The 26,439-nt window shown below is 65.3% G+C and carries 28 protein-coding genes; 3 read left to right on the top strand and 25 right to left on the bottom strand.

The annotated features are described in order from the left end of the window. Positions 1-45: 45 nt before the first annotated feature. The 9 genes from rarD to DC366_RS04095 all read right to left on the bottom strand — a co-directional run bounded on the left by rarD (position 46) and on the right by DC366_RS04095 (position 8,252). Positions 46-963, bottom strand: a complete 918-nt coding sequence (rarD, locus tag DC366_RS04135; RefSeq protein WP_108690956.1) for an EamA family transporter RarD — start codon at positions 961-963, stop codon at positions 46-48. A 144-nt stretch (positions 964-1,107) separates the two neighbouring features. Beyond that, on the bottom strand, positions 1,108-1,563 hold the full coding sequence (locus tag DC366_RS04130) for a baeRF12 domain-containing protein (RefSeq protein WP_108690955.1): 456 nt from the start codon (positions 1,561-1,563) through the stop codon (positions 1,108-1,110). Next, on the bottom strand, positions 1,563-1,784 hold the full coding sequence (locus tag DC366_RS04125; protein WP_108691330.1) for a hypothetical protein: 222 nt from the start codon (positions 1,782-1,784) through the stop codon (positions 1,563-1,565). The genes DC366_RS04130 and DC366_RS04125 overlap by 1 nt, the downstream gene beginning before the upstream one ends. 141 nt (positions 1,785-1,925) lie before the next feature. Beyond that, on the bottom strand, positions 1,926-2,525 hold the full coding sequence (locus DC366_RS04120; RefSeq protein WP_108690954.1) for a superoxide dismutase: 600 nt from the start codon (positions 2,523-2,525) through the stop codon (positions 1,926-1,928). Between the two features lie 131 nt (positions 2,526-2,656). Continuing rightward, on the bottom strand, positions 2,657-3,235 hold the full coding sequence (locus tag DC366_RS04115) for a sarcosine oxidase subunit gamma (RefSeq protein WP_108690953.1): 579 nt from the start codon (positions 3,233-3,235) through the stop codon (positions 2,657-2,659). Further along, positions 3,228-6,242, bottom strand: coding sequence for a sarcosine oxidase subunit alpha family protein (locus DC366_RS04110; protein WP_108690952.1), 3,015 nt, complete (start codon positions 6,240-6,242; stop codon positions 3,228-3,230). Before DC366_RS04110 ends, DC366_RS04115 begins: the two co-directional genes overlap by 8 nt. A 62-nt stretch (positions 6,243-6,304) precedes the next feature. Beyond that, positions 6,305-6,634: a sarcosine oxidase subunit delta gene (locus tag DC366_RS04105; protein WP_108690951.1), complete on the bottom strand. Its 330-nt coding sequence runs from the start codon at positions 6,632-6,634 to the stop codon at positions 6,305-6,307. 111 nt (positions 6,635-6,745) lie between these two features. After that, positions 6,746-6,943, bottom strand: coding sequence for a hypothetical protein (locus DC366_RS04100; RefSeq protein ID WP_108690950.1), 198 nt, complete (start codon positions 6,941-6,943; stop codon positions 6,746-6,748). Between the two features lie 64 nt (positions 6,944-7,007). Beyond that, complete coding sequence (locus tag DC366_RS04095; protein ID WP_108690949.1) at positions 7,008-8,252, bottom strand: sarcosine oxidase subunit beta family protein; 1,245 nt, start codon at positions 8,250-8,252, stop codon at positions 7,008-7,010. A gap of 232 nt (positions 8,253-8,484) precedes the next feature. Here DC366_RS04095 and ccmI point away from each other — a divergent pair, with 232 nt between their 5' ends. The 3 genes from ccmI to DC366_RS04080 are packed head-to-tail and all read left to right on the top strand — an operon-like array spanning position 8,485 to position 10,474. Beyond that, positions 8,485-9,735, top strand: coding sequence for a c-type cytochrome biogenesis protein CcmI (gene ccmI, locus DC366_RS04090; protein ID WP_108690948.1), 1,251 nt, complete (start codon positions 8,485-8,487; stop codon positions 9,733-9,735). Further along, positions 9,732-10,208 carry a Holliday junction resolvase RuvX gene (ruvX, locus tag DC366_RS04085; protein WP_108690947.1) on the top strand — a complete coding sequence of 159 codons (477 nt, stop codon included), beginning with the start codon at positions 9,732-9,734 and terminating at the stop codon, positions 10,206-10,208. Before ccmI ends, ruvX begins: the two co-directional genes overlap by 4 nt. Further along, positions 10,205-10,474: a DUF1289 domain-containing protein gene (locus tag DC366_RS04080; RefSeq protein ID WP_108690946.1), complete on the top strand. Its 270-nt coding sequence runs from the start codon at positions 10,205-10,207 to the stop codon at positions 10,472-10,474. The genes ruvX and DC366_RS04080 overlap by 4 nt, the downstream gene beginning before the upstream one ends. Positions 10,475-10,499: 25 nt before the next feature. On the opposite strand, the gene DC366_RS04075 is transcribed toward DC366_RS04080, so the two are convergent. From DC366_RS04075 to DC366_RS04000, 16 genes are all read right to left on the bottom strand, one after another. After that, positions 10,500-10,895: an MliC family protein gene (locus DC366_RS04075; protein WP_108690945.1), complete on the bottom strand. Its 396-nt coding sequence runs from the start codon at positions 10,893-10,895 to the stop codon at positions 10,500-10,502. A 97-nt stretch (positions 10,896-10,992) separates the two neighbouring features. Then, complete coding sequence (locus DC366_RS04070; RefSeq protein ID WP_165802840.1) at positions 10,993-11,790, bottom strand: phytanoyl-CoA dioxygenase family protein; 798 nt, start codon at positions 11,788-11,790, stop codon at positions 10,993-10,995. After that, complete coding sequence (locus DC366_RS04065; protein ID WP_108690944.1) at positions 11,787-12,611, bottom strand: sulfite exporter TauE/SafE family protein; 825 nt, start codon at positions 12,609-12,611, stop codon at positions 11,787-11,789. Before DC366_RS04065 ends, DC366_RS04070 begins: the two co-directional genes overlap by 4 nt. Before the next feature lie 103 nt (positions 12,612-12,714). After that, positions 12,715-13,776 carry a tRNA dihydrouridine(20/20a) synthase DusA gene (gene dusA, locus DC366_RS04060; RefSeq protein ID WP_108690943.1) on the bottom strand — a complete coding sequence of 354 codons (1,062 nt, stop codon included), beginning with the start codon at positions 13,774-13,776 and terminating at the stop codon, positions 12,715-12,717. Positions 13,777-13,901: 125 nt separating this feature from the next. Continuing rightward, a complete protein-coding gene (locus tag DC366_RS04055; RefSeq protein ID WP_108690942.1) occupies positions 13,902-15,029 on the bottom strand; it encodes a zinc-dependent alcohol dehydrogenase family protein in 1,128 nt (375 codons plus the stop codon). Positions 15,030-15,059: 30 nt separating this feature from the next. Continuing rightward, the gene (locus tag DC366_RS04050; protein ID WP_108690941.1) at positions 15,060-15,722 is read right to left on the bottom strand and encodes an ATP-binding cassette domain-containing protein; all 663 of its coding nucleotides are present in this window, start codon (positions 15,720-15,722) and stop codon (positions 15,060-15,062) included. Further along, a complete protein-coding gene (locus DC366_RS04045) occupies positions 15,715-16,479 on the bottom strand; it encodes an ABC transporter ATP-binding protein (protein ID WP_108690940.1) in 765 nt (254 codons plus the stop codon). The genes DC366_RS04050 and DC366_RS04045 overlap by 8 nt, the downstream gene beginning before the upstream one ends. Further along, positions 16,476-17,417: a branched-chain amino acid ABC transporter permease gene (locus DC366_RS04040; RefSeq protein WP_108690939.1), complete on the bottom strand. Its 942-nt coding sequence runs from the start codon at positions 17,415-17,417 to the stop codon at positions 16,476-16,478. The genes DC366_RS04045 and DC366_RS04040 overlap by 4 nt, the downstream gene beginning before the upstream one ends. Further along, positions 17,414-18,310, bottom strand: a complete 897-nt coding sequence (locus DC366_RS04035) for a branched-chain amino acid ABC transporter permease (RefSeq protein ID WP_108690938.1) — start codon at positions 18,308-18,310, stop codon at positions 17,414-17,416. The genes DC366_RS04040 and DC366_RS04035 overlap by 4 nt, the downstream gene beginning before the upstream one ends. Before the next feature lie 112 nt (positions 18,311-18,422). Further along, positions 18,423-19,700 (bottom strand): ABC transporter substrate-binding protein, encoded by a 1,278-nt coding sequence (locus tag DC366_RS04030; RefSeq protein WP_108690937.1) that lies wholly within the window; start codon positions 19,698-19,700, stop codon positions 18,423-18,425. 250 nt (positions 19,701-19,950) lie between these two features. Further along, complete coding sequence (gene ggt / locus DC366_RS04025; RefSeq protein WP_108690936.1) at positions 19,951-21,663, bottom strand: gamma-glutamyltransferase; 1,713 nt, start codon at positions 21,661-21,663, stop codon at positions 19,951-19,953. Positions 21,664-21,719: 56 nt separating this feature from the next. Continuing rightward, the gene (locus tag DC366_RS04020; RefSeq protein WP_108690935.1) at positions 21,720-22,718 is read right to left on the bottom strand and encodes a branched-chain amino acid ABC transporter permease; all 999 of its coding nucleotides are present in this window, start codon (positions 22,716-22,718) and stop codon (positions 21,720-21,722) included. 31 nt (positions 22,719-22,749) lie between these two features. After that, on the bottom strand, positions 22,750-23,625 hold the full coding sequence (locus tag DC366_RS04015; RefSeq protein WP_108690934.1) for a branched-chain amino acid ABC transporter permease: 876 nt from the start codon (positions 23,623-23,625) through the stop codon (positions 22,750-22,752). 11 nt (positions 23,626-23,636) lie between these two features. Next, positions 23,637-24,356, bottom strand: coding sequence for an ABC transporter ATP-binding protein (locus DC366_RS04010; RefSeq protein ID WP_207768652.1), 720 nt, complete (start codon positions 24,354-24,356; stop codon positions 23,637-23,639). Next, entirely contained in the window at positions 24,349-25,092 is a 744-nt protein-coding gene (locus DC366_RS04005) for an ABC transporter ATP-binding protein (RefSeq protein WP_108690932.1), read from the bottom strand. Before DC366_RS04005 ends, DC366_RS04010 begins: the two co-directional genes overlap by 8 nt. Positions 25,093-25,179: 87 nt before the next feature. Further along, positions 25,180-26,400, bottom strand: a complete 1,221-nt coding sequence (locus tag DC366_RS04000; protein WP_108690931.1) for an ABC transporter substrate-binding protein — start codon at positions 26,398-26,400, stop codon at positions 25,180-25,182. Positions 26,401-26,439: the final 39 nt, after the last annotated feature.

Here is a 26,439-nt window from a genome sequence, read left to right as displayed (position 1 = left end):
CTGTGTCTTTTGCGGCGCAGACAAAGGCGCGCCGCTGATGCACCCTTATATCACCGTGCCGGACGCCTCGGCGGTCTTTGCTGCCTTGCGCGCGGCCCTGCCCCGGCGCAGGGACGAGGCGGTATAGATCGCCAGCGCCGTCCAGATCATCGCAAAGGCGATGGCGTGCCAGATCGTGAACGCCTCGCGGAAAATCAGCGTGGCGACGAGGAACTGAAGCGTCGGGTTCAGATATTGCACGAGGCCGATCGTGGCCAGCGACACGCGGCGCGTGGCGTAGGAGAACAGGATCAGCGGCACCGCCGTCAGTATCCCCGCAAAGATCAGCATCGCAGTGGTCAGCGCGTCGATGCCGAAGGCACCTCCGCCGCCCTGATGGACAACCGCGAGCCAGCCCAGCGCGAAGGGGGTCAGGATGGCAACCTCCGCCGTGACGGACACCACCGGGCCGCTGGACAGTCCCTTCTTGACGACCCCGTAAAGCGAGAACGAGAAGGCCAGCGTCAGCGCCACCCATGGCGCCGCGCCAAGCCCGTAGGCCAGCGTGATGACCGCGCTTGCCGCCAGCGCCACGGCAACGCCCTGCGCGCGGGTCAGGCGCTCGCGGAAGAAAATCGCGCCCATCAGCACGGCGGTTAGCGGGAAGGTGTAGTAACCCATCGACGCGTCAGTGGCATAGCCCATTTGCACCGATGAGATGAACACGAACCAGTTGAGCGAAATCATCAAGGCCGCGAACACGATCAGCAATATGTTGCGGCGGGTCGACAGGGTCTTGGGCAATTCGCGCAAGCGGCCCTGCACGGCCAGAACGCCAAGGAAGAAGACGAATCCCCATACCGTGCGATGGCTGAGGATCTCAAGCGGCGGGACGTGATCCAGAAGCTTGTAGTAGATGCCCGACAGCCCCCAGACGGTGCATGCGCCTATCATGGCAAGAACGCCCTTGGCCTCGTCGGTCATGTCGCCAAATCCTTGTGCAGCCCGCCACCCTTACACGGCCTGCATATCCGAGCCGTTGCGGCTTAGGAAGGGCCTGCGCCGCTTGCGATCTCGCGGCGCGCGCCTGCGCCAGACCCCGAAGGGTCTGCCGTGCAACGCATGTGCCTACATCTGGGACAGATGCTCCCTGACCAGCTTTTCCACCTCGTCGAGCGGATGGTTCGTCAGGTCCTTGTCGATCTCGGCGATCACCTTGTTCGTGACCTCCTGATGCAATTCGCTGCGCAGCGCGCCCAGCGTGCGCGACGCGGCGACGATGACGATGTGATCGAACGCCCCGCGATGCGCCTGTTTGTAAAGACGATCCGCCAGGTCGCTGGCAAAGCGTTCCTTGGCCAATTCGTGCCAATCGGTATCGTCATAGGCCGACCGCTGGCCCGGCGCGCCGTCCTTCATGCGTCCGGGCCTATTGGCGGACTGGTCGATATCCTTGGGGTTATCCTGCTCGTCGATGCGCACGACGTTCAGATCGGGCGCCTCGGCATCGCCGTCATTGCGCAGGAACAGCGCCTTTTCACCATCACAGACCAGAACCCATGTTCCCGGCTTCAGCTTGGGCATCAGGTATCCTCCTCGGGTGCGTTGCCGGTCTCGCGGCTGTCCTGCCCGGTGACGCGGGTGACGCCTGCGGGTTTCTCCTTAGCGCGCTTTTCCTCATCTCGGGTGGCGACGCGGCGCTCGATATCGCCGCCTTCGCGGCCCTTTTGGGAAATATCCGCCGCCTCGCCGATGATTTCTTCGGTCTCGCGGCTGCCATCCTTGGAACGGTGACGTTCGGCCATGATGTCCTCCTTGGTGTGAACCTGGCTTTGTATGAACCTGCCCTGAAAACAACCGGCGGGCAGCGCAAGTTCCGCCCGGCCATGAAAAAGCCCCCGGCGAATGGCATCGCCGGGGGCCAATAATGGTTGATAGGCGCCGGATTACATGCGGCTGGCGACGTTTTCCCAGTTCACAAGAGAATTCAGGAAGTTTTCCAGATATGCAGGGCGCTTGTTGCGGAAGTCGATGTAATAGGAATGCTCCCACACGTCGCAGCCCAAGAGGGCAGTCTGGTCAAAGCAGACAGGGTTCACACCATTCTCGGTCTTGGTGACCTTCAGGCTGCCATCCTTGTCCTTGACCAGCCACGCCCAGCCCGAGCCGAACTGACCGCCGCCGGCGGCTGCGAATTCCTTTTTGAAATCGTCGACGCTGCCAAAGCTGTCCTTCAGAGCGGATTCCAGCTCGGACGGCATGTCCGATTTGCCGGGGCTCATCATTTCCCAGAACTGGTTGTGATTCCACAGCTGGCTGATGTTGTTGAAGATGCCGGACTGCGCCACGGCGTTCTTGTCATAGGTGCCCTTGATGATCTCTTCGAGGGACTTGCCCTCCCACTCGGTGCCCTTGATGGCCTTGTTGCCATTGTCGACATAGGCCTTGTGGTGGATGTCGTGGTGATACTCCAGCGTCTCCTTGCTCATGCCGTTTCCGGCAAGCGCATCATGGGCATAAGGCAGATCGGGAAGTTCGAATGTCATGGGATGGTCCCCCTCATTAGTGGTAATTCTACGCGGCTCCCAGATGGGAGCCTTACAGACGTAACGTCAAGGGGCGAAGGACGGTTCCGGGCAGGATGAAAACACTGCCCGGATGCGCGCGCAGGTGGCGGCTACCGCGCCAGATAGCGCACTTCGCTGCCGGGGGACGTCGCGCCCTTGAGCAGGTCGAACACGTATTGCGCGACCGAGCGGAAACAGACGATGCGCGCCTCGCCCTCGGCCTGCATCCACAGCGCGGCAGGCACCTGTGCCATGCGCGAGCGGCGGAACTGGCCGGGCTGGAACGCGCGCGCCGACAGATCGACCGGCATCAGCTTGGCCAGCGCCTCGCGCACCAGCGCATCATCGCCGCTGACGCCGAACATGCAGCGCGCGTCCGAGACGTTGACCGCCAGATGGTGATCGTCGCCCATCGCCTTGGCGATCTCGGACAGCCGGGCGTCGACCTCCGTGTAGGGGACCAGCACCAGCAGCTCGTCCGGGGACATCCACGCGGCGCCGCCGGTATCGCCCAGGCTGATATGACCCTGCTCCGGCATGTCGGCGCCGCCGACGGCGCGCGCGGCCTTCTTCAGCTTGGCCGCGTTCAGATCACCGCGCAGGGTGATCATGCCTTGCAGGCCCATGTCGCGGACCTCGACAAAGCCTTTTGCGCTGGCGCCATTCAAGGCGCTGACCATGTTAGACATTCTGCTTCTCCCCGTCCTTGTCGAAGAAGACCGGATCGACGATCTTCGCGCGCATGATGGTGCCGTCAAGGCGCGGGAATTCCAGCACCTCGCCCATCCGGTCCGGCCCGTTCAGCACGAGGCCCATGGCGATGCCGCGCTCCAGCGTGGGCGAATGATAGGTCGACGTGACCCGCCCTTGCGTCTCGCGCTGGCCATTGGCGTTCTCACCCTCGGCGGTGGCATAGGCCCCGTCAGGCAGAACGCCGCCATCCACCGTCTCCAGCCCCACCAGCTTCCAGCGGGCCGGATCGCTCATGTGGCTGCGCTCCTGCGCGCGCTTGCCAAGATAATCCTCTTTCTTTTTCGAGATCGCCCAGTTCAGCCCCAGATCCTGCGGAATCACGGTGCCGTCGGTTTCGTCCCCGATCATGATAAAGCCTTTCTCGGCCCGCATGATATGCAGCGCCTCGGTGCCGTAAACGGTGATGTTGGCCGATGCCCCCGCCGCAAGCAGCGCATCCCACAGCGCGCGGCCCTCGGACGCCTTGACGGCGATCTCGTAGCTCAGCTCGCCCGAGAACGAGATGCGATAGACGCGCGCCTGCAGCCCGGCCAGAGTGATGTCGGCCCAAGCCATGAAGGGCAGCGCCTCGGCGCTGATGTCATCGCCGGTCAGCTTCTCCAGCGTTTCGCGGGCACGCGGGCCGACGACGGCGATCTGCGCGTATTGCTCGGTCAGGTTGGCGACATAGACGTCCCAATCCCACCATTCCGTCTGCAGCCATTCCTCCATGTGGCCATGGATCGACTCGGCCCCGCCGGTGGTGGTGTGGCACAGGAACGCATCCTCGCCCACGCGCGCCACGACGCCATCATCGATGAGAAATCCGTTCTCGCTGCACATCAGGCCATAGCGGCAGCGCCCCGGCTTCAGCGTGCTCATCATGTTGGTGTAGAGCATGTCGAGGAATTTGCCCGCATCCGGCCCCTTGACCAGCAGCTTGCCCAGCGTCGAGGCGTCCAGCATGCCAAGGCTGGAGCGCGTCGCCTTCACCTCGCGCGCGACGGCGTCCTCGACGCTCTCGCCCGGCTTTTGGTAGGTGTAGGGACGGCGCCACTGGCCGACCGGCTCGAAAAAGGCGCCGTTTTCCACGTGCCACTGATACATCGGCGTCTGGCGGACCGGCATGAACCGCGCATCGCGCGCCTCGCCGGTTATGGAGGCAAACGAGATCGGCGTATAAGGCGGACGGAACGTGGTGGTGCCGGTCTGCGGAATGGGCTGGCCCAGCGCATCCGACAGGATCGCAAGCCCGTTGATATTGCTCAGCTTGCCCTGATCGGTCGCCATGCCCAGCGTCGTGTAGCGCTTGGCATGTTCGACGCTCTCGAAACCTTCCTGCGCGGCCAGCTGGATATCGGAGACCTTGACGTCGTTCTGATAGTCCAGCCATGCCTTCTGGCGCTTCTTGATGCCCGCGCCTTGCGGCATCATCCAGACGGGGGCCATCGGCGCCTCGGCGATCTCCTCGGCGCTCGGCGCGGCGGGAACGGCGCCGGAATGGCCCGCAGCCTTGGCCGCCGCCTTGCCCGCGGAATTGCCATCGCGCAGCACGTCGCCCAGCAGGAAATCGCCATTGGCCGCGCCCGCAGGCGTGACAAAGGGCGCGCCCGTCGCGCCGGTCGGCGCTTTGTCCACATCCGGGCGGAAGGCGGCGGTCGCCTCGTCCCAGATCAGCTTGCCACCGCAATGGGACCACAGATGCACCACCGGCGACCAGCCGCCGGACATGGCGACGACGTCACATGCGATCTCTTCCAGAACCGCGCCTTCGCCGGCCTGGCTGCAGATCTCGACGCCGGTCACCCGTTTGCCGCCCTGAACCGACGATATGGCATGCCCCATCAGAACCCGGATGCCGAGCGATTTTGCCTCGGCCATCAGCGCGCTGTCCTGGGTCGGCACGCGCGCATCCAGAATGACAGGCACGTCAAGCCCGTTCTTTTTAAGGATGATCGCCGTACGATAGGCATCGTCGTTATTCGTCACGACAACCGTCCGGTCGCCGATCGAGACGCCGTAATCGACCACGTAATCGCGCACCGCCGAGGCCAGCATGACGCCCGGAATGTCGTTGCCCGCAAAGCTGAGCGGCCGTTCGATGGCGCCTGTCGCGGTCACGATCTGCGCGGCGCGGATGCGCCACAGACGGTGGCGCGGGCCCTTTGCCTTGGGCTGATGATCGGTCACGCGCTCATAGCCCAGCGCATAGCCGTGATCGTAGACGCCCGCGCCCATGGTGCGATTGCGCAGGGTGACATTGTCCATGCCCTGTAACTCGGAGACGAGTTCATCCACGAACTTATCCACAGGCTGGCCGTCCACCGTGCCGCCATCGACCGGCGCGCGCCCGCCCCAATGGGCGGTCTGCTCGATCAGCAGCACCTTGGCCCCGGCGGCGCCCGCCGCGCGGGCCGCTTGCAGACCGGCAATTCCGCCGCCGATGACCAGCACGTCGCAGAAAGCATAGAAATGCTCGTATGTGTCGGTATCGCGCTGGTCGGGCGCGCGGCCAAGGCCCGCGGATTTGCGGATGATCGGCTCGTAGACATGCTTCCAGAAGGGGCGCGGGTGGATGAACATCTTGTAGTAGAAACCGGCCGGCAGGAAGCGGGACAGCTTGGTGTTGATCGCGCCGATATCGAAATTGAGCGATGGCCAGTGGTTCTGAGAGGTGCAGGTCAGCCCGTCGAACAGCTCGGTCGTGGTGACGCGCTGGTTCGGCTCGAACGCCGCCCCCTCGCCCAGACCGACCAGCGCGTTGGGCTCCTCCGCGCCCGAGGCGACCACGCCGCGCGGGCGGTGATACTTGAACGAGCGGCCCATCAGCATCTGGTCGTTGGCCAGCAGCGCCGAGGCGAGCGTGTCGCCCTCATAGCCGCGCAGGCGTGTTCCGTTGAATGTGAAATCCAGTTTGCGGCCCTTGTCCAGAAGGCGGCCGCCATTGGCCAGACGTGTGCTCATGGGCTATGCCTCCGCGCCAGATGAAAGGGTGGGATTTTGAGTATTTGGACCAAGATGAAGGCTCATGCGAATTCCCTCCATGACCAGCCGGGCCGCTTGGCGGTGATGGCGTCCCTGATGTCCTGCGGCGGCTCGGTGGTCTGCGCGGGATAGGTGCCGTAGATTTCCATCGTCACGGTGTCGCGCGCGGCATGAAACCACTTGCCGCAGCCGTTGTTGTGGCGCCAGCGCTCCAGATGCACACCCTTTGGGTTCACCTTGGAGAAGAGGTAGTCGTGAAATTCGCCCTCGGACGATCCGGGGCCGAAGCGCTTCAGATGCGCCTCGCCGCCACCGTGAAATTCGGTTTCCTCGCCGGTCACGCCGCAGCAGGGGCAGGTCAGGATCAGCATGGGGCAAACTCCGTGATGCTGGGATCGCCCTTGCAGGCGACGAACACAGAACGGGCGCACGCCAGATAGCGCCGCCCGTTTCGAGAAATCGTGGAAGTAGGATTAAAGAGGCTATTCGCCGTCGACAGCGTTGTCGATTGCGTCAACCGCATCGCCGCCGCCTTCGATAGATATGTTGAGGTCGTTGCTGTCTTCTGAACTGCTGAAAAACAGCCAGCCGAGAACCACGACCGCGACCAGAAGGCCACCAACGATGAAAGCAAGGAAGCTGTTGCTGGAGCCTGAATTCGGCGGTTGACGATCTGACACGGCAGATTTCCTTTCAATATGGAACTTGCGGTTGCAACGTCACAGGTCATGGAACGGTTCCCCATCAGTGCGCCACCCCCGCCGCGACCGACTCGTCGACGAAGCGGCCCTCGTAGAAACGGTTCAGCCCGAACGCCTCGGTCAAGGGCGAGTGGCCCTTGGCCATCAGCTCGGCAAAGCCCCAGCCGGAGCCGGGGATCGCCTTGAAGCCGCCAGTGCCCCAGCCGCAATTGACGAACATGTTCTCGACCGGCGTTTTCGACAGGATCGGCGAGCGGTCGCCGGTGACGTCCACGATACCGCCCCACTGACGCAGCATTTTCAGCCGCGAGATCATCGGGAACGTCTCGACCAGCGCGCGCACGGTTTCCTCGATATGGTGGAAGGCGCCGCGCTGGGTATAGTTGTTGTAGCCGTCGGTGCCGCCGCCGATCACCATCTCGCCCTTGTCGGACTGGCTCATATAGCCGTGGACGGTGTTGGCCATGACGACCACGTCCATGCAGGGCTTGATCGGCTCGGACACCAGCGCCTGCAGCGACACGGATTCGATGGGCAGGCGGAAGCCGGCCATGTCGGCAAGGTTGCCCGAATGGCCCGCGACGACGACGCCCAGCTTGTCACAGCCGATGGGCCCGCGCGTGGTGTTGACGCCCGTGACCTTGCCGCCCGATTGCTCGATCCCGATGACCTCGCATTTCTGGATGATGTGCATGCCCATGTCCGAGCAGGCGCGCGCATAGCCCCAGGCCACCGCATCATGGCGCGCGGTGCCGGCGCGGGCCTGCCAGATCGCGCCCAGCACCGGATAGCGCGGGCCCGATATGTTGATGATCGGCACCAGCTGCTTGACCCGCTCGGGCCCGATATATTCGGTCTTGACGCCTTGCAGCGCGTTGGCATGCGCCGTGCGCTCGAACCCGCGCACCTCGGCCTGGGTCTGGGCCAGCATCATCACGCCGCGCGGGCTGAACATGACGTTATAGTTCAGATCCTGGCTCATCGTCTCGTATAGTGAGCGGGCCTTTTCATAGATCGCCGCCGAGGCATCCTGCAGATAGTTGGAGCGGATGATCGTGGTGTTGCGCCCGGTATTGCCGCCGCCCAGCCAGCCCTTTTCCAGCACTGCGACATTGGTGATGCCGAAATTCTTGCCAAGGTAATAGGCCGTCGCAAGGCCGTGACCGCCGGCGCCGACGATGATCACATCATATTTCTTCTTCGGTTCGGGCGATGCCCAGGCGCGCTCCCACCCTGTGTGGTTGCGAAGGGCCTCACGGGCGACGGCGAAGGCGGAATAGCGTTTCATGCGCGGTCTCACTTTTGCGATGGATTCGCGGGGGGCGACGGGATTGTGGCAGTTATGCGGTGATCGCCGCAATCCGGGTATACACCGAGCGGCACGGGCTGCGCAATTTGCGACAGTGCGGATCGCCACCGCAGGGCCGCGACATAAGGCGGCACGGGAGCGGCGGGGGCGCATCGCCCCTTTCGCCGGGCGTGCAGCGGGGTTATGTGGGCGACAAAGCAGGAGGGATGCCATGATTTTCTGGGTCATCGCCGCCATTCTGGCCTTGGCCAGCAGTGGGTTGATCGCGGCGGCGTTGCTGCGCGGGCGTGCCAGCGCCGCGCCGCCCGCGGCCTATGATCTGGACGTCTATCGCGTGCAGTTGCGCGATGTGGACAAGGATCTGGCGCGCGGCATCATCACCAAGGGCGAGGCCGAGCGGCTGCGCACCGAGGTCTCGCGCCGCATCCTGGCCGCCGACACGCAGTTGCGGCAGGGCCCCGCCGATGGCGGCCAGCCGCGCGTCGCGGGCCGGATTCTGGCCGCGGCGCTCTGCGTTCTGGTGACGGCGGGGGCGCTGGCCGGATACATGCTGCTGGGCTCGCCCGGCTACGAGGATCAGCCGCGCGCGGCGCGCCTGGCTGCGTCCGATGCCGCCCGCGCCGATCGCCTGAGCCAGAGCGAAGCGCAGGCGCAGTTCGGCGTCCCCGAGGCCCCCACCGAGCCGCCCGAGGATTTCGCGCGCCTGATGACGCAGCTGCGCGCCGCCGTCGAAAAGCGCCCCGATGATGCGCGCGGCCTTGCGCTGCTGGCGCGCAACGAGGCGAGCCTTGGCAATACGGGCGCGGCCGTCGAGGCCCAGGGCCGGCTGATCGAGGCGAAAGGCGCGGATGCGACGGCGGCCGATCACGCATTCCTGGCCGATCTGCTGATCACCGCCGCGGGCGGCTATGTCTCGCGCGAGGCGGAGGCGGCGCTGCGCCGGGCGCTGTCGCTCGATCCCGGCCAGCCGGAGGCGCGGTATTACCTCGGCGTCTATTACGATCAGGTCGACCGGCCCGATGCGGCCTTTCGCACGTGGGAGCGGCTCTTGGCCGACAGCCCGCCGGGGGCCGCATGGATCGCGCCGCTGCGCGCGCAGATCGTCGCGGCCGCAGGCAGGGCCGGCATCCGCTATTCTCTGCCGCCCGAAGCCGCGCCCGACACTGCGCCCGGCCCCAGCGCCGCCGATATCGACGCGGCAGGCGACATGAGCGATGCCGAGCGCGACCAGATGATCCGCGGCATGGTCGACGGGCTGATGGGGCGCCTTGCCCAGCAGGGCGGCCCGCCGGAAGACTGGGCGCGCCTGATCGCCGCGCTCGGCGTGCTGGGAGAGACGGAGCGCGCGGCGGCCATCCATGCCGAGGCGCAAGGCACCTTCGCCGGTCAGCCCGAGGCGCTGAAGCTGCTGGAGGATGCCGCGCGGCGGGCCGGGCTCGATGGCGGCGGGGCCGCGCAATGATCCATGAGGAGACCGCGGCCTTCGTCGCCGCCCTGCCCCCCATGCAGGCGCTGATGGGCCTCGATCTGGGCGACAAGACGATCGGCGTCGCGGTGTCCGATCCGCTCTTGTCGGTGGCCAGCCCGCTTGAGACGGTGCGCCGCCGCAAGTTCGGCCTTGATGCGGCCCGCCTGCTGGAGATTGCCGCGGCGCGGCGCATCGGCGGGATCATCCTGGGCCTGCCGCGCAACATGGACGGCTCGGAAGGGCCGCGCTGCCAATCGACCCGCGCGTTTGCGCGCAACCTCACGCGGCTGACGGATCTGCCCATCGGCTATTGGGACGAGCGTTTGTCCACCGTTGCCGCCGAACGCGCCCTTCTGGAGGCGGATACGTCCCGAAAGCGTCGCGCCGAGGTGATCGACAACATCGCCGCGTCGTATATCCTTCAAGGAGTGCTCGACCGGATCGGCCATATGAGGAGGGCGCAATGACGGATGGCAAAAGCAGCGCGGCGCATCAGCCGCCCGTGTGGAAGCGCAACGAGGTGCAATCGCCGTGCATCCAGATCTGCGTCGTCCATCCCGAGGCGCGGATCTGCACCGGCTGTCTGCGCAGCATCGACGAAATCAGCCGCTGGTCGCGCATGACCGATGCCGAGCGCGCCGCGATCACCGCCGACTTGCCGGGTCGCGCGGGCCAGTTGCGCAAGCGGCGCGGCGGGCGCGCCGCCCGGCTGGAGCGCGGCAGCGGCACCTGACGACGCCGCTGCCGAAGCCCCTGGGTTATTCCGCAGCTTTTGCAGCAGCCTTGTCAGAGCACTTGAGCGCCTCGGTCTGGGCCAGCTCGTCGTTCAGCATCCCGTCATCGCCCTTGGTCACCCACTCGCGCGCGCCATTGACATAGCGGGCGCCGGATCCCGAAACCACGTTCACGAAGATCAGCTCTTCGCCCGCCAGCGGAATGATCGCCAGCGCGTTGGCGTCCGTGTTGATATACTGCACATTCAGCTCGGTCCCGTCGGAGCACGAATAGACAGCCGAGCTGACAGTGCCCTGCGAGCCAAGGTCGAGCGGGAGTGCGACGACCGCACCGGCCAGCGCGGGCGCGGCGGGCAGCATAACCGCGGCAAGGGCGGCCAGTGCGAAGCGCGCCGGGGACGCGGCTTTGATCGGGGTCATGTGGTATCCTTTCACATCTGTGATGCAACGCCGAACGGCCCTGCGTGTTCAACCTATTGCTTACGCCGCCCCGGATAGAGGGGCAAGTGGGCAAGGATCACGGCGCGGTGAGCCACTCAGGCCCGCCATCGGGAAATTCGGGGCGGAAATAGGCGATCATGCGGCCCTCCGCCGGCGCCCCGGCGCCCGTCGCCCAGGGCGCCACGCCATGCAGCGCAAGACGGTGCACCAATGTCGCCTCTCCGGGCCGACCGGGCAGCTCGATCCGCGCGCAACGCGAGAACACCTCGCGGCGCGCCGCCTTGTAGATCTCGGTCAGATCGACCTCGCCCCAGTTTTCCGGCGGGGTGCCCTCGAACGCGGCGGCAAAGGCCGCGCGCATGATGTGATGGCTGCCCTCCCACACCACCAGCGGGCTGGCACCAGCGCTGACGTCAGTCAGCGGCAGGCCAAGAATATAGGCGTGACGCTCTTTCAGCATGCGCGCGCGGCTCTCGCCGACAGCCAGCAACCCGTCGACATGGGCCGCGTCCCGGCTCAGCCGATAACGAAAGGCCGCCTGCCCCTCGCCCTCGCGCGGCTTGGGATAGCCGGGATAGACGACCGATACCTGCCCCGCATGAAGCGGCAGATCGCCATAAAGCGCGCGCGCCTCGCCATAGGCCGTCCCGGTCAGCGGGCCGGACCAGGCGACCGCGCCCGCGGCATCGTTCGGCAAGGTATCGACGCCGACGAACCACGTGCCGCCGCATTGCAGCCACGCCTCCCGGTGCGCCGGATCCTGCATCCGCTCCAGCGCCGCCGCGCGGGCCGCGCCCGCCCACGCCGCCACCCCGGCATCATGCCCGAAATGCGCCCAGCCCTTTTGCGCCAGTTCGGACGCCGCGCCGCTCACCAGCCCAGCGCCTTGCGCAGCATGTTGAGCGCGATCAGCACCAAAAACGCGCCAAAGACCCGCTTGAGCAGCTTGCCATCCAGCGCATGCGCCAACCGCACCCCCAGGGGCGCGGTCAGCAGCGTCATCGCGATGGTAATGACAAAGGCCGGCAGGTTGACCGCACCGACGGTCAGCGGCGGGCGCCCCGCCTCGCCGATCTGCAGCATCAGGAATCCGATCACCGACGGCACCGCGATGGCCGCGCCAAAGCCCGCCGCCGTCCCCACGGCGCGGTGGATCGGCACGCCGTGCAAGCTCATCAGCGGCACGCCGAAACTGCCCCCTCCGATCCCCATCAGCACCGACAGGAACCCCATCACAGGCGACAGCACCGCGCGCAGCAGGCCGCGCGGCATCTGCGCGCCCAGCCGCCAATGCGCCCTGCCAAGGCTCATGTAAAGGCCGACGCAAAGCGCCAGAACACCGAAAATCGCCTGCAACGTGCCCGAGCGCAGACCAGCCGCCACGATCACCCCCAGAACCGCGCCCAGCGCGATCCCCGGCGCCCAGCTGCGCAGGATGTCCCAGTCGACACTGCCCCTGCGCCCATGCGACAGCACCGACCTGACCGACGTCACGATGATCGTCGCCAGCGACGTGGCAAGGCAGATCTGCATCAGTTGCGGGCCGCCATAGCCCAGCGTGTGAAACGCATAGAAGAACGCCGGCACCAGAATGATGCCCCCGCCCACGCCCAAAAGGCCCGCCATCACCCCGGCAAAGGCGCCGATGGCCAGAAGCATGAGGGTCATGACAACAAGCAAGGTTGGATCTGGCATTCGGGCGGCTCCTTGCACGATCGGAGGGGCGCAGACGCGCCGGTTGCGTCCGGGCGCGCTGCGGTCCGCGAAACACTGCCTGTCAGGTTTGCGGCACCTTGGGTTAAAGCGGGTTTCTCACCGCGCCGCAAACGGATTCAGGCACGCCGGCGGCCATGACCTCGGCTAGTGCGGCCTCGATCAGCTCCGGCCCCGCGCCCGCGCGATGCGCGCCCTCCGACAAGGTCCGCCGCCACGCCCGCGCGCCGGGACGCCCCGCAAAAAGTCCCAGCATATGCCGCGTGATCTGATTGAGCCGCCCGCCAGCCGCCAGATGCGCCTCGATGTAAGGCAGCATGGCCTCCACGGCGCCTTCGGCGGTGCTGTCCGCCTGCGCCGCGCCAAAGACGAGGCGGTCGGCGGCGCAGAGAATATCCGCCGGCTGATGATAGGCCGCCCGCCCGACCATCACACCGTCCAGCCCCGCGTCCAGAAAGGCGCGCGCCTGATCCAGCGAGCCGATGCCGCCATTCACCGACAGGTGCAGCGCCGGAAATTCCGCCTTCATGCGGTGCACCAGCGGATAATCCAGAGGTGGCACGTCGCGGTTCTCCTTGGGGCTGAGCCCGTCCAGCCACGCCATGCGCGCATGGATGGCAAAGCGGTCCACCCCCGCCGCCGCAACGCGCGTAATGAAGTCAGGCAGCACGTCGCCCGGCACCTGGTCGTCAACGCCGATACGGCACTTCACCGTGACCGGCACATCCACGGCGGCGATCATGGCGGCGCAGCACTCGGCCACCAGATCGGGCGATTTCATCAATACCGCGCCGAACGTGCCCGATTGCACCCGGTCACTGGGGCACCCGACATTGAGGTTGATCTCGCCATAGCCCGCCCCGGCGCCCAGCCGCGCGGCCTGCGCCAGCTCGACCGGATCCGAGCCACCCAGCTGCAGCGCCACGGGATGCTCCGAGACGTCAAACTCCAGCAGATGCACCGCGCCGCCCCGCACCAGCGCAGGCGCCGTGACCATCTCGGTATAAAGCAGCGCCCTGCGCGAAAGCTGCCGGTGCAGGTAACGGCAATGGCGGTCCGTCCAGTCCATCATGGGGGCGACAGACAGGCGCGCCGCTTGCTCGACGTTCCTCGCGCCTCGTTCGGGTGCTCTTGCGTGCTGCGCCATCGACTTCATTCCCCTCGTGGCCTGCGCCCCGGACAGACCGCTATTTCAGGTCAGCTAACGGAGTCCACCGCAGCGCCTTCAACGCTCGATGAATACGCGATCACATTAACCTGTGGTCCCGCGTATCAGTCGAATTCGATGATCTGGCGGATCGCATCGCCGGCGGCCAGACGCTCGAACCCCTCGTTGATCTCGTCCAGCTTCAGGCGGTGCGTGACCAGCTTCTCGATCGGCAACTGCCCCTGCACCATCATCTGGGCAAAGCGCGGAATGTCTCGCACCGGCACGCAGGAACCGACGTAGGAGCCTTTCAGCGCCCGCTCGTCGACCGTGAGCGAGACGGCGGGAATCTTCAGCTCGGCCGCGGGGTTCGGCAGGCCGGCCGTGACGGTCGTGCCGCCGCGCCGCGTGATGTCATAGGCGAATTTCAGCGCCGGAACCGCGCCTGCCAGTTCTACCGCCAGATCGACGCCGCCGCCGGTGATCTCCTTGACCTTTTCAACCGCGCCCTCCTCGCTGGGATCGATCGCGTGGGTCGCGCCCAGCTCCAGCGCAAAGTCGCGCTTGTCCTTGGCCAGATCGGCGGCAATGATCGTGCGCGCGCCAGCGGCAACGGCGCCCAGCAGCCCGGCAAGGCCCACGCCGCCCAGCCCGACCACTGCGCAGCTTTGCCCGGTTTTCAGATCGCCCGAATTCAGCACCGCGCCGACGCCGGTCAGCACCGCGCAACCCAGCAGCGCGGCCTTGTCCAAGGGAATGTCCTTGTCGATCTTGACGCAGGACGCCTCGGACACGACCGCATAGGTCGAAAAGGCCGAGACGCCGACATGGTGGTTCACGGTCTGGCCGTCATGGGTGATGTGTTTCGTCCCGCCGATCAATGATCCCTTGCCGGCGGCGACGGCGCCGGGCTGGCACAATGCGGGCCGCCCCTCGGCGCAGGGCAGGCAGTGGCCGCACGAAGGCGCGAAGACCAGCACGATGTGATCGCCCGGCTGAAAGCGGGTGACGTTCGGGCCGACCTCCTGCACGATGGCCGATGCCTCGTGCCCAAGTGCCACCGGCATGTCGCGCGGGCGGTCGCCGTTGATGACCGAAAGGTCCGAATGGCACAGGCCCGCCGCCGCCATCTTGATCAGCATCTCGCCCGATTCGGGCGGGCTTAGCTCGGCCTCGGCGATCTCGATGGGCTTTGATTTGCCGTAGGGGCGCTCGGCGTGCATGTGGCGGAGCAGGGCGATTTTCGTCTTCATAACAGTCTCCTATCTGGCAGAGCGGGTGGCTCAGGCTGCGCCGATATCCTCGCGCAGGGTGATGTCACCGCGTTCGATCATGTAAAGTCCATCGAGCAGGCCCGCCGAATGGACGCTGTCGGATTCCGACAAGAGGACCGACATGCCGCTTTGGCGCAGGGCGCCGATCACCTCGACCAGGCGCTGCGCCAGAGCGGGGGCGACGCCCTCGAAAGGCTCGTCCAGCAGCAAGAGCTGGTCCCCGACGATCAAGGCCCGGCCCAGCGCGACCAGCTTTTGCTGGCCGCCCGACAGCGCCAGCGCCTTGCGGGCGGAAAAGCGGGCGATTTCCGGCAGCAGCTCATAGATCCAGTCCAGACGCGCGGGATCGAATGTCTTGCCCAGCGCCTTGACCGGCAGCAGGATGTTTTCCTCGACGGTGAATTCGGACACCAGCCGGCGATCCTCGGGCATATATCCGACGCCCATTGCCGCGCGCAGATGCGGCGGCTGCGCGGCGACATCCTGCCCATTGATGCGGATGGTGCCCGAGGTCGCGGGCAGCAGCCCCATGACCGAGCGCATGAAGGTCGTCTTGCCCGCGCCGTTGCGCCCGATCAGGCCGAAGGTCTTGCCCCCCGCCATTTCCAGCGACGCGTTACGCAGAATGGGCGTGCCTGCGATGGACACGTTCAGATCCTTGACCTCAAGCATGGGCGACCCCTCCGATCACGTATTGGCGGACCTTGTCGTCGGCCAGCACTTCCTCGACGCTGCCGTCGATCAGGATCTGCCCCTCGTAAAAGGCGATGACGCGGCGCGCGTAGCGGCGCACAATGTCCATGTCATGTTCGATGAACATCAAGGTCGCGTCGTCCGACAAGAGCGGCTGGATCACGCTGTCCATCATCTCCATCTTTTCATCAGCGCTGACGCCCGATGTCGGCTCGTCCAGCAGGATCAGGGCCGGGTCGTTCACCGCCGCCATGGCGATATCCAGCTGCTTGCGCACGCCCTGCGGCAGGGTGCCCGCAGGCTCGTTCGCGATGCCTTCGAGGCCGAAGCGTTTCAGCAGCGCCATCGCCGCGTCCATCCGCGCGTCCGTCAGGCTGCGGGCGCGAAAGCTGCCCTTGCTTTCACTCGCGGCAATGTCGGTGATGATCATGTTCTCCAGCGCCGTCATCTGCGGGAAAAGCTGCGCGATCTGGAAGGATCGGCGGATGCCGGCGCGCGCCGTCTGGCGCGGATTCAGCCCGGTGATGTCGCGGCCCAGATAGCGGATGCTGCCCGCCGATGGCGTCAGATACCCCGTCACCATGTTGACGAAGGTCGTCTTGCCCGCCCCGTTCGAGCCGATGATCGCCACCTGCTCGCCCCGGCCGACGCTGATCGAGATATTGCCGGCGGCAACAACGCCGCCAAAGCTTTTCTCAAGGTTTTCCGTTACCAGAAGGGGAGTGTTGTCGCTCATTTCGCAGACCTCCGGCGGACGAGGGACCACAGCCCTTCGGGCAGCAGCAGGATAACGGCCAGCATCACCGCGCCAAGGATCATCTGCCATGCGTTCGGCGCGTAATCCAGGGCATAGGTGCGCACCAGCTCCAGCAGGAAGAAACCGAGGACCGGCGCGATGACCGATCCGCGTCCGGCCAGCAGCGCGACGAAGACGAAGCCGCCCGAGGTGGTCCAGTTGGTCATTTCCGGCCCGATATGGCCCATGGCGATAGCGGCGAGCGCGCCGCCAAGGCCCGAGATCGTGGCCGCGACCAGATAGACGATAAACACCACCTTGCGCGCCGATGTGCCCAAGTATTCGAGCCGCAGTTCATTCTGCGCGACCGCATCGCACAGCGCGCCCGCGCCCGATGCGAGGTAGCGCGCCACCGCAAAGCAGGAGATCAGCACCAGCACCACGGTCAGGATATAGGACCAATCCTCGCGCACGGCCTGCGCCGGGACATGGCCCAGATAGCTGACGGCGGGGATGTTGAACCCATCGGTGGAGCCGAGCCAGGCCGCCTTGACCAACAGGCCATAGAGGATCATCGACAAGGCCAGCGACAGCATGGCAAAGAAGATGTCGCGGTAGCGCGACAGCAGCAGGCCAAGGATGCCCCCCACCACTGCGGTTACGATGATCGCGGCCGGGATCAGGATGCCCAGCTCGGTCACGTTCATCTTGACCGCCAGCATCCCCACCGCGTAGGCGCCGATGCAGTAATACAGGCCCTGCCCGAAGGACACGAGGCCCGCGCGCATCTGGATCATCACGCCCAGCGCGACAAGGCCACCCGCGACCGCCATTTGCAGCAGGAACCGCAGCCAGCTGGGCAGGAAGAAGCCCGCGATCAGCAGCGCCGCCAGCAGCAGGATGTTGATCGGGTCGCGGCGAAAATCAATCGTCATCATATCTTGCGCTCCCCTTGTGCGGCAAAGAGGCCGTAAGGCCGGATCGCCAGCACGATCGCCATGACGGCATAAATCGCAAAGAGCTCGAATTCAGGCGCCAGATGCACGCTGACCGCGCGCGCAAATCCCGCGATCACCGCGCCCAGCGCCGCGCCGGGGATGGAGCCGAGGCCGCCGATGACGACAACGGCGAAGGCCAGGATGATCACCTCGACGCCGATACCGGGCGCCACCGCGATCTTGGGCGCGGTCACGACGCCGGCCAATGCGGCCAGAACGGTGCCGATGGCGAATGTGATGGCGAAGATGCGCGGCACGTTGATGCCCATGGCCGCGCTGATCTCGCGATCCGCAACGACGGCAATCATCAGCCGCCCCATGCGCGCCCGCGTCAGCCACAGCCACAGCGCAAGGCCCGTGGCGATGGCGATCGCGACGACCAGCAGGTCATAGACCTGATACGGCAGCCCGCCCACGTCGATGAAGCCGAAATAAGCGTAGGGCTGATAGACAAAATAGCTCTCGACGCCCCAGATCATCTTGGTCGCGTCCTCGAGGATCAAAAACAGCGCATAGGTGACCAGCACCATCAGCACCTCGTCCCGGCCATAAAGGCGGCGCAGGATGCCCCGCTCGACCGCCAGACCCACGACAATGCCCGTCACGATGGCCGTCAGACCCATCACCAGAAACGCACCCGCCCCGGACCAGCCGGCCCCGTAATAGAGGCCCAGCGCCGTCGCGCAGGCATAGGCGCCGATGGCATAGAACGCGCCGTGCGCGATGTTCAGGATGCGCATGACCCCGTAGATCAGCGTCAATCCCACGGCGACCAGAAACAGCCACGCGGAATAGCTGAGGCCATCCAGAAGGATCGCGATAAGCTTTAGCATTTGTCTTTTCCAATTCTGTCCGCACCGGCGGTTGCGGTCCGGCATCTGTCAGCAGACGCGCGCGGCCCTGCCGGAGGCCCCCGCCGTCACAAGGCGGCGGGGGCGGTTTTCATCACTCGCAGTTCGAGTTCGGGAAGCCCGCTTCGATCCATTCGGCGGACATCATGTCATTGGGCGGGTTCACGCATTCGGCCGAATAGCTGATGACATCCTCCACGCCCGGATTGCCGTCCGCGTCCTTCTTGTAGCGGCCATAAGCGATGCCCTGAATGGCCTGATGACCATTGCCAATCGCCATTTTCACAGTGCCGGCGGGCGTTTCGAACTCAAGGTTCTTGAACGCGGCGGCGACGGCGTCCGTATCGGCATCCTCGCCCGCCTTTTCCCAAGCGGCCTTCAGACCAAAGATCGCCTGCGCCATCTTCCACGCCGGATAGGTCGGCTTCTGGCCGAATTTTTCCTCGTAGGCGGCGTTGAACCATGTCGACAGATCATTCTCGGGCGCAAAGACCGAATACGGCCCCCGCGCGCCGATGATCGCGCCCTCGGGGATCTGGTCGGCCAGTCGCGGGAACAGCGCCTCGCCGCAGGTCATCAGCACGTCCGAGCGCGCAAAAAGCCCGCGCGGCGCCGCCTGCAGCAGGAACGCTTCCAGATCGCCGCCCCAGAAGCTGGTATGCACCGCCGTCGGCGTCGAGGTCAGCAGCGCGGACACCTCGGCGCCGTACTGGCCTGCATAGACCTTGGGGAATTGCTCGGTCACGATTTCCGAGCCGGTGTCGAGCGCGCTCAGCGACTGGGTGAAATCGCGCCATGCATCCTGGCCCCAGGCATAGTTCTGGTTGATGCCGGCCACGCGGCTCAGGTCCACGCCGCTGTCCTGGAAATAACGCGCGGCGCCAACCGAATCGATGGTGCCGGTCGGGCCGGTGCGGAACAGATAGGTGGGTTCGGTCACGATCTCCTCGAAGATCTGCGGCGTGCCGCAATCGACGAACACCGTCAGCGTTTTCAGATCCTCGGCCAGGGGCGCCACGGATTTGCAGTTGCCCGAAGAGGTATAGCCGATGACGGCATCGACATTGTCGCGCTCGATCAGGTTGCGATACTCGGTCACGGCATTGGCCGCCTCGTCGACGAAGGTTCCCTCAAGCGTCTTACCGGCGATGCCGGTGGTCGCATAGGGCGCGGGCACGGTGCCGGCGTTCAGCGCCTCGATCAGCAGTTCGGCCGCCTCTTTTTCGGGCTGGCCGAACGGGCCTGCGGCCGCGCCGGACAGAAATACCGGAAAACCGATTTTGATCGTGTCGCCGTCCGCAGCCGAAGCCGTCGTTGCGGCGGCGCAGGTGGCGAGCCCCGCGATTATCGCTCCTAAAGTGTTGGTTTTCATCAACTTATCCCGTCCTGTCAGATTATGGTTTGTTGTGCGCGGCAATCCAGATCCGGCACGGCCCGTATCGGGCTGGGCAGCTGTCATGGGGCAAGCGCATGGCATGCAATGTCACTTAACGCGCGGCAAAGTTCAAATGGAATCTGATCGATACCGACGAAGGCACCCCCAACCGGCCCGCGCGGCGAAGACCGCATCGCCGCGACGTCGCTCGCAGATGGCGAGGGCGCCAACCGTCATCTGCCCCGCTTCATTCACCCGCGTTTTCCGCCGCCGGTTTCGGCGCGTCCGGCCAGAACTTCGTGCCGCTGCGCGCGTGACCGCCGCCCAGCCCCGCGGCGATGCCGTCGGCCCGCCAACAGGCCGCGCCGGTGACCGCGTCGCCGAATTCGATCGCGGTCATGCCGCCGCCGACATGCGGGACCGGCAACACGGTCCAGCCCCTCGCCCTCAGCGCATCGAAATTGCCATAGCCTTCCTCGATCTCAAGCTCCTGTCCTTGGGTCCAGAGCCGCGGCGCCTCGACCGCCTCCTGCAGGGTCATGCCGTGATCGATGAGGTTGACGAGGGCCTGCATGGCCGATCCGAAAATCCGCAGCCCGCCCGGCAAGCCCAGCACGAAAAGGGGCGCGCCCCCCCGCAGCACGATCGTCGGCGCCATCGACGTGGTCACGCGCTTGCCCGGCGCGACAGACAGCGTGTTGCCCGGATGCGGATCAAAGAGGCACATATAGTTGTTCGGAATGATCCCCGTGCCCGGTATCATGATGCGCGCACCGAACAGCCCGTTGATGGTCTGGGTGCTGGAGACGATATTGCCATCCTTGTCGGTGACGCTGACATGGGTGGTATTGGCCGATTCCGTCGCCTTGACACCGGCCGCCCAGGCGCGGGTCGACGCCATGTCGATCTCCGCGCGCCTTTGCTCGGCGTAGTCCTTGCTGGTCAGACGCTCGACGGGGACATTCACGAAAGCGGGGTCGGCTGTGGCGGCGGCGCGGTCCGCAAACGCGATCTTGAGCGCCTCGCCAAGCACATGCATCGCATCGTCCGAGCCAAAGCCCATCGCCGCAATGTCATACCCTTCAAGGATGTTCAGCATCTGCACCACGTGAACGCCGCCGGCCGAGGGCGGCGGGGGGCCGAATATCCGGTGGCCGCGATAGGTGCCCTCGATCGGGCTGCGCTCGACCGTGCGCACGGCGGCAAGATCCTGCATCGTGATCATCCCGCCCGCGCGCGCCAGATGCTCGGTGATGGTCTGGCCAAGCGGGCCGGAATAGAAATGATCCGGGCCATTCTCGGCAATCTGCTGAAGCGTTGCGGCGTAATCGGCCATCACCAGCCGCGCGCCCTCCTTCAGCGGCGCGCCGCCCGGCAGCAGGAGCCGCTTCATTTCAGGATCGCGCGACAGGTCTTCCGCCGCCTCGTCGATGCAGGCGGCAAGGTAGGGCGTCACCGCAAAACCGCGCCGTGCATGGCGGATCGCAGGCTCCATCACGTCGGCCAGGGGCAAGGTGCCGAACCGCTCCAGCGCGTCGCACCAGCCGCGCAGGCTGCCGGGGGTGGCGATGGCGCGCGCGCCCAGCTCGTTCTCGCGGTTCTCGACCTGCATGTAGCGCGCAGGCTCGTCCGAGACGGGCCGGTAGATGCCCGGCGCGGCGGCGGCGGGCGCGGCGCTCAGCCCGTCCAGCACGACATGCGCGCCGTCCTTCATGCAGATATGCGCCACGCCCCCGCCAAAGATGCCGACCATCATCGGCTCGACCACCGTCAGGGTAAACAGCGCGGCAATCGCCGCGTCCACCGCGTTGCCGCCCGCCGCCAGCATTTCCGTCCCCGCGGTCGAGGCCAGCGGATGGTTCGTCACGACCATCCCGTCGCGGCCCGTTGCGGGCGCCTTTTCACAGTCGAAACATGCCTTTGCATTTGCCCGCCAATCGCGATGCCGAGATGCGCTCATCGGTCCAACCCCCTGATCTCAAGTTTCACTCTGCCGCCTGCGCAATGCAGGCCGCGTTATTCCGCCTCGGTGGCCGCGGCGTCCGGCGGGCGCTTCCAGCGGCGCCCCAGCGTGACCAGCCCCTTGGGCAGGAACATCACGCTGAGGATGATGATCGCGCCATAGACAAGCATCCGGAACGTATCCAGGTCGCGCAGGAATTCGACAAGGATCGTCAGCACCAGCGCCCCGACCAAGGGACCGCTGAGCGTGCCGAGCCCGCCGACCAGCACCATCGCGATGATAAGGATCATCAGATCGACCCCCGCCACCGCAGCGGGGGTGAGGATGGTGATGTAATGGGCGTAGAACGCCCCGGCGACCCCCACCAAGAAGGAGGAGACGACGAACACCTGCAGCTTTTGCCGCGTCAGATTGATGCCAAGGCTTTCGGCGGCATCCTCGCCGTCGCGCATCGCGATCAGGGACAGGCCCGTCTTGGACCGCATCAGCGCCGTGATGACGCCGACCGACAGCAGAAGCAGCGCGAAGGCCAGATAATAATACGGCACCTTGTCGGCGGGCGAGAACACCACCTCGCCCAGACCGGGCACGGTAAAGCCGTCAAAGACCGGAATGCCCCACAGCCCCAGCTCGCCTCGGGTGATGTCGGTCAGGTTCGACAGCGTGATGCGCACGATTTCGGCAAAGCCCAAGGTCACGATCGCCACATGCGGCATCGACCGGATCCTGAGGATGGGCAGGCCGATGAACAGCCCCGCCAGCGCCGCGATCAGCCCGCCCAGCCAGATGGTCAGCCACGCGCTGAGCCCCAGGTTGATGCCGATCAGCGCGGAGCCGTAGGCGCCCAGCGCAAAGAACGCGTGATGGCCGAATGTCTTGAGCCCCGCAAATCCGGTGACGAAATTCCACGCCGAGGCAAAGATGCCAAAGACCATCGCCAAGATCAGCACATGCAGCAGATAGGTGTCCTGCGTCACCATCGGCAGGAGCAGCATGACGATGATCGCGCCCAGGATCCCCAGCCACTTGAACGGCGTCAACGGTTGAAACATGGCTCTCTCCGATATTCAGCAGGGGGACGGGTCATGACGGCTTCTGGCCGAAAAGGCCCCAGGGACGCCACCAGATCACCGCGATCATCAGCCCGAAGGATATGACGTCGCGCCATTCGGAGGAGGTCACCTGCACGCCCACCGCCTCGACCACGCCCAGGATCAGCCCGCCGGCGATGGCGCCGGGAAAGCTGCCCAGCCCGCCGAGGATGACCACCACGAACCCCTTGAGCAGGATCGGCAGGCCGCTCCACGGGTTGATGGAATAGATCGGCGCCAGCATCGCCGCCGCGATGGCGCCGAGCGCCGCGGCGATGCCGAAGGTGATCATGTAGATGCGCTCGGCCGGGATGCCGACGACGGCGGCCGCGTCGCGGTCCTGCGATGTGGCGCGGATGGCCCATCCAAGGCGCGTATATTTCAGCACATATGTCATCACGCCGATCGTGGCCATCGAGACGGCAAAGATCAAAATGCGCTGCGCCGGGATGCGCACCTGCCCCAGCTCGACCACGCCCGAGACATAATAGGGCACAGTCTGGAACTGCTCGCCGAATAGCAAAAGCGCGGCGTTCTGCAAGAAGATCGACAGGCCAAGCGTCGCCGCGATGGTCGAGAACATCCACCCCTCGCGGCCAAAGAGGAAATGGATCGTCGTGCGCTGTATCGCCATGCCCAGAAGGAACGCGCCGAACACGGCCGTCGGTATCGCGATCCACGGCGCCAGCCCCATCGTCACGGCAAGGTAGAAGACGAAATATCCGCCCAGCATGTAAAACTCGCCATGCGCAAGGTTCAGCACGCGCATCGTGCCATAGATCAGCGCGATGCCACTGCCGATCAGCGCATAGGTCGAGCCGATGATCAACCCGTTGATGATCTGCTCGATGAATAGATAGATTGTCATCCCGCCCTCTCCTATACGCCCAGATAAACGCGGCGCACGACGTCCGAATTCATCATTTCATCGCCCGTCCCGGACAGCACCATCCGCCCGCCTTCCAGAAGATAGCCCTGGTTGGAGACGCCAAAGGACAGCTTGACGTTCTGTTCGTTGAACAGAACCGCGATCCCCTCGCCGTTGATCTTGCGGATGATCTGAACGATCTGGTCGACGATCTTGGGCGCCAGCCCCAGATAGGGCTCGTCCATCAACAGCAATCTGGGCTTTGACATCAGGCTGCGCGCGATCGCGACCATCTGCTGTTCGCCGCCGCTCATCTTGCCGGCGATCTGGTCGCGCCGCTCGGCGAGGATGGGAAACAGGCTCTCGACCCATTCAAGCCGGTCCTTGGTCTGGCTGGCGACGCTCTTGTGATAGGCGCCCAGCAGGATGTTTTCCCGCACCGTCATGTTGGTGAACAGGCGCCGTCGCTCCAGCACCATGGAAATGCCGTGGGCGACCATCTCATGGGTGGGCACGCGGGTCAGGTCGCTCCCCTCGAAGATGACGCGCCCCGCCCGGATCGGGACAAGCCCCATGATCGCCTTCAGCACCGTGCTTTTGCCCGACCCGTTTGGGCCCAGCACCGCCACCACCTCGCCGTTCGTCACATCCAGGCTGACATCCCACAGGACCTGGTAGCTGCCATAGAACACATCCAGGTTCTCGACCTGCAACATCGGTGCCTCAGGCATGTCCGCCCCCCTCGCCCAGATAGAGATCCACGACCTGCGGATGCCCGGCCACCTCGTGCGGGGTGCCTTCGACCATGCGGGCGCCGCGGTTCATGAAGATCGCCCGGTCCGACAGTTCGTTGATGACGCGCATGTTGTGTTCGATGATGATCAGCGTCTGGCCCTCGTCGCGCAGCGACTTGACCAGATCCAGAAGGCCCGGAATGCTCTTCTGGTCCACGCCGCCCGTCACCTCGTCCATCAGCAGCAGCTTGGGCCGCGTCGCCATCGCGCGGGCCAGCTCCAGCCGCTTGCGCTGGCCGGTGCTCAGCCCCTTGGCCATGACATCGGCGCGCTCGGCAAGGCCGACCATCTGGACATAGCGGCGCGCATCCTTGCGCATCTGCGACATCGAGCTGTGATAGGGCATGGTCGCCACCATCACGTTTTCCACGACCGTCAGCTCATCGAAGGGCTGCGTGATCTGGAACGTGCGGGCAATCCCGGCCTTGCAGCGCGCGTCGGGCTTGGTCTGGGTGATGTCGCGACCGTCAAAGAAGATCTGGCCCGAGGTCGGCAGCAGCGCGCCGGCGATCAGGTTGAATGTCGTCGTCTTGCCCGCGCCATTGGGCCCCATCAGCGCAAGGATTTCACCCTTCGTCACCGTAAAGGACAGATCGCGCACGGCGACAATGCCGCCAAAGGCCATCGTGACGGACCGAACGTCAAGCAGCGGCGTGTTCTCTTGTTGGGTCATGCGGGGATCAAAACCTTGTTTCTTGCAGGCCGGCGTCCGGCAGGCATGAGGCGCGCGCGACCGCTCTGGCCGCGCGCGCCGCACATGTTAGTTGCCGGACTGGAACTCGGACGTCGCCGCCGCTTCGGGGAAGATCGCAAAGTAGCCGCCGTTCTGGACCTGTGCCATCGGAACCGGCAGGTAATCACCGCCGATCTTGGGCGTGTGCGTTTCCGTGTCATAGACATAGCGCGCGATGGGGCAGGAAAAATCCGTCGTCGCGAACGCCTCGGAGATCGCGGACGCCTCGACGCTGCCTGCGCGCGCGACATTGTCCAGCAGCATCTGCATCTGGCAATAGCCCTGCGCGTGGTCGCCATTGGCCTCGACACCCGTCAGCTTCTCGAAAAGCTCGCTGAACTCGCGGTGGCTGGGGTTGTTCTCGGGATCGAACATGAGCGGCGTCCACAGCATGCCTTCGGCCGCGGCACCGACCCAGTCGAGGAATTCGTCGCGGATGGGGTAATAGACGCCCATATGCAGCGGATCCATGCCCTGCTCGTCCATCTGCTTGACCAGCGCGATGCCCGAGTTGACCGAGGTGAAGATCGAGATCACGACATCAGGCTCGTCCGCGCGCAGCTTGGACAGTTGCGGATAGAAATCGGCATGTCCCAGCGGCACGGTTTCCTCGGCGACCACGTTCCATCCGGCCTCCTTGAAGTGCGGCGCGGTGAATTCGATGTTGGATTTGCCGTAATCGGTATCCTCGACGATGAACGCCACGGTCTTTTTCTCGGGCGCGATCTTGCCCTGCTCTTCGAGATACTTGACCGTCTCGAACAGCACCTCGCCATAGGCGTTGGAGTTGAAGCTGGATTTCCAGAAATTCGCGTATTTCTCGGGGTCCGACTGGATCTTCTTGGCGATCTCGATCGAGACGGGCTGCCCGCTCATGGTGAATTTGCCAAAGCTGGGCGCGACCTCCATGATCGCCAGCGTGACTGAACTGGCCAGACTGTCGCCGATCAGGATATCGACATTGTCGCGCGTCAGCAGCTTTTGCGCGGCGCTGACGCCCATTTCGGGGCGCGATGCACTGTCCTCGAAGATCAGCTCGACCTTGTGCATCTCCTCGCCCAGCTTGACGCCGCCCTGCTCGTTGGCCTGCGCGGCGGCGGCCTCGTAGGCCTGGCGCATGGAGATGCCGGTATTCGCCGCCGGCCCGCTCAGCGGTCCGGTGATGCCGATCTTGATATCCGCCATCGCGGGCGATGCCATCATCGCGGCGCAGGCGGCCATGCCCATCAGTACTGTCCTGGTCTTCATGTTGAACTCACTCCCTTTTTTGTCATTGTCGGTCGCCGG

Source organism: Pelagivirga sediminicola (assembly GCF_003072125.1).
GTDB lineage: Bacteria > Pseudomonadota > Alphaproteobacteria > Rhodobacterales > Rhodobacteraceae > Roseovarius > Roseovarius sediminicola.
This window is presented reverse-complemented; position numbering and strand designations above follow the sequence as displayed.

Bases quoted from the DNA above. Each gene is read 5' to 3' on its own strand.
- DC366_RS04005 (WP_108690932.1), bottom strand. From the start codon at position 25,092: ATGACCCAACAAGAGAACACGCCGCTGCTTGACGTTCGGTCCGTCACG.
- ruvX (WP_108690947.1), top strand. From the start codon at position 9,732: ATGATCCATGAGGAGACCGCGGCCTTCGTCGCCGCCCTGCCCCCCATG.
- DC366_RS04130 (WP_108690955.1), bottom strand. From the start codon at position 1,563: ATGCCCAAGCTGAAGCCGGGAACATGGGTTCTGGTCTGTGATGGTGAA.
- DC366_RS04030 (WP_108690937.1), bottom strand. From the start codon at position 19,700: ATGAAAACCAACACTTTAGGAGCGATAATCGCGGGGCTCGCCACCTGC.
- dusA (WP_108690943.1), bottom strand. From the start codon at position 13,776: ATGGCGCAGCACGCAAGAGCACCCGAACGAGGCGCGAGGAACGTCGAG.
- DC366_RS04115 (WP_108690953.1), bottom strand. From the start codon at position 3,235: ATGTCTAACATGGTCAGCGCCTTGAATGGCGCCAGCGCAAAAGGCTTT.
- rarD (WP_108690956.1), bottom strand. From the start codon at position 963: ATGACCGACGAGGCCAAGGGCGTTCTTGCCATGATAGGCGCATGCACC.
- DC366_RS04045 (WP_108690940.1), bottom strand. From the start codon at position 16,479: ATGAGCGACAACACTCCCCTTCTGGTAACGGAAAACCTTGAGAAAAGC.
- DC366_RS04000 (WP_108690931.1), bottom strand. From the start codon at position 26,400: ATGAAGACCAGGACAGTACTGATGGGCATGGCCGCCTGCGCCGCGATG.
- DC366_RS04065 (WP_108690944.1), bottom strand. From the start codon at position 12,611: ATGCCAGATCCAACCTTGCTTGTTGTCATGACCCTCATGCTTCTGGCC.
- DC366_RS04015 (WP_108690934.1), bottom strand. From the start codon at position 23,625: ATGACAATCTATCTATTCATCGAGCAGATCATCAACGGGTTGATCATC.
- DC366_RS04035 (WP_108690938.1), bottom strand. From the start codon at position 18,310: ATGCTAAAGCTTATCGCGATCCTTCTGGATGGCCTCAGCTATTCCGCG.
- ccmI (WP_108690948.1), top strand. From the start codon at position 8,485: ATGATTTTCTGGGTCATCGCCGCCATTCTGGCCTTGGCCAGCAGTGGG.
- DC366_RS04040 (WP_108690939.1), bottom strand. From the start codon at position 17,417: ATGATGACGATTGATTTTCGCCGCGACCCGATCAACATCCTGCTGCTG.
- DC366_RS04020 (WP_108690935.1), bottom strand. From the start codon at position 22,718: ATGTTTCAACCGTTGACGCCGTTCAAGTGGCTGGGGATCCTGGGCGCG.
- DC366_RS04075 (WP_108690945.1), bottom strand. From the start codon at position 10,895: ATGACCCCGATCAAAGCCGCGTCCCCGGCGCGCTTCGCACTGGCCGCC.
- DC366_RS04080 (WP_108690946.1), top strand. From the start codon at position 10,205: ATGACGGATGGCAAAAGCAGCGCGGCGCATCAGCCGCCCGTGTGGAAG.
- DC366_RS04055 (WP_108690942.1), bottom strand. From the start codon at position 15,029: ATGAAGACGAAAATCGCCCTGCTCCGCCACATGCACGCCGAGCGCCCC.
- DC366_RS04110 (WP_108690952.1), bottom strand. From the start codon at position 6,242: ATGAGCACACGTCTGGCCAATGGCGGCCGCCTTCTGGACAAGGGCCGC.
- DC366_RS04050 (WP_108690941.1), bottom strand. From the start codon at position 15,722: ATGCTTGAGGTCAAGGATCTGAACGTGTCCATCGCAGGCACGCCCATT.
- ggt (WP_108690936.1), bottom strand. From the start codon at position 21,663: ATGAGCGCATCTCGGCATCGCGATTGGCGGGCAAATGCAAAGGCATGT.
- DC366_RS04095 (WP_108690949.1), bottom strand. From the start codon at position 8,252: ATGAAACGCTATTCCGCCTTCGCCGTCGCCCGTGAGGCCCTTCGCAAC.
- DC366_RS04120 (WP_108690954.1), bottom strand. From the start codon at position 2,525: ATGACATTCGAACTTCCCGATCTGCCTTATGCCCATGATGCGCTTGCC.
- DC366_RS04105 (WP_108690951.1), bottom strand. From the start codon at position 6,634: ATGCTGATCCTGACCTGCCCCTGCTGCGGCGTGACCGGCGAGGAAACC.
- DC366_RS04010 (WP_207768652.1), bottom strand. From the start codon at position 24,356: ATGCCTGAGGCACCGATGTTGCAGGTCGAGAACCTGGATGTGTTCTAT.
- DC366_RS04125 (WP_108691330.1), bottom strand. From the start codon at position 1,784: ATGGCCGAACGTCACCGTTCCAAGGATGGCAGCCGCGAGACCGAAGAA.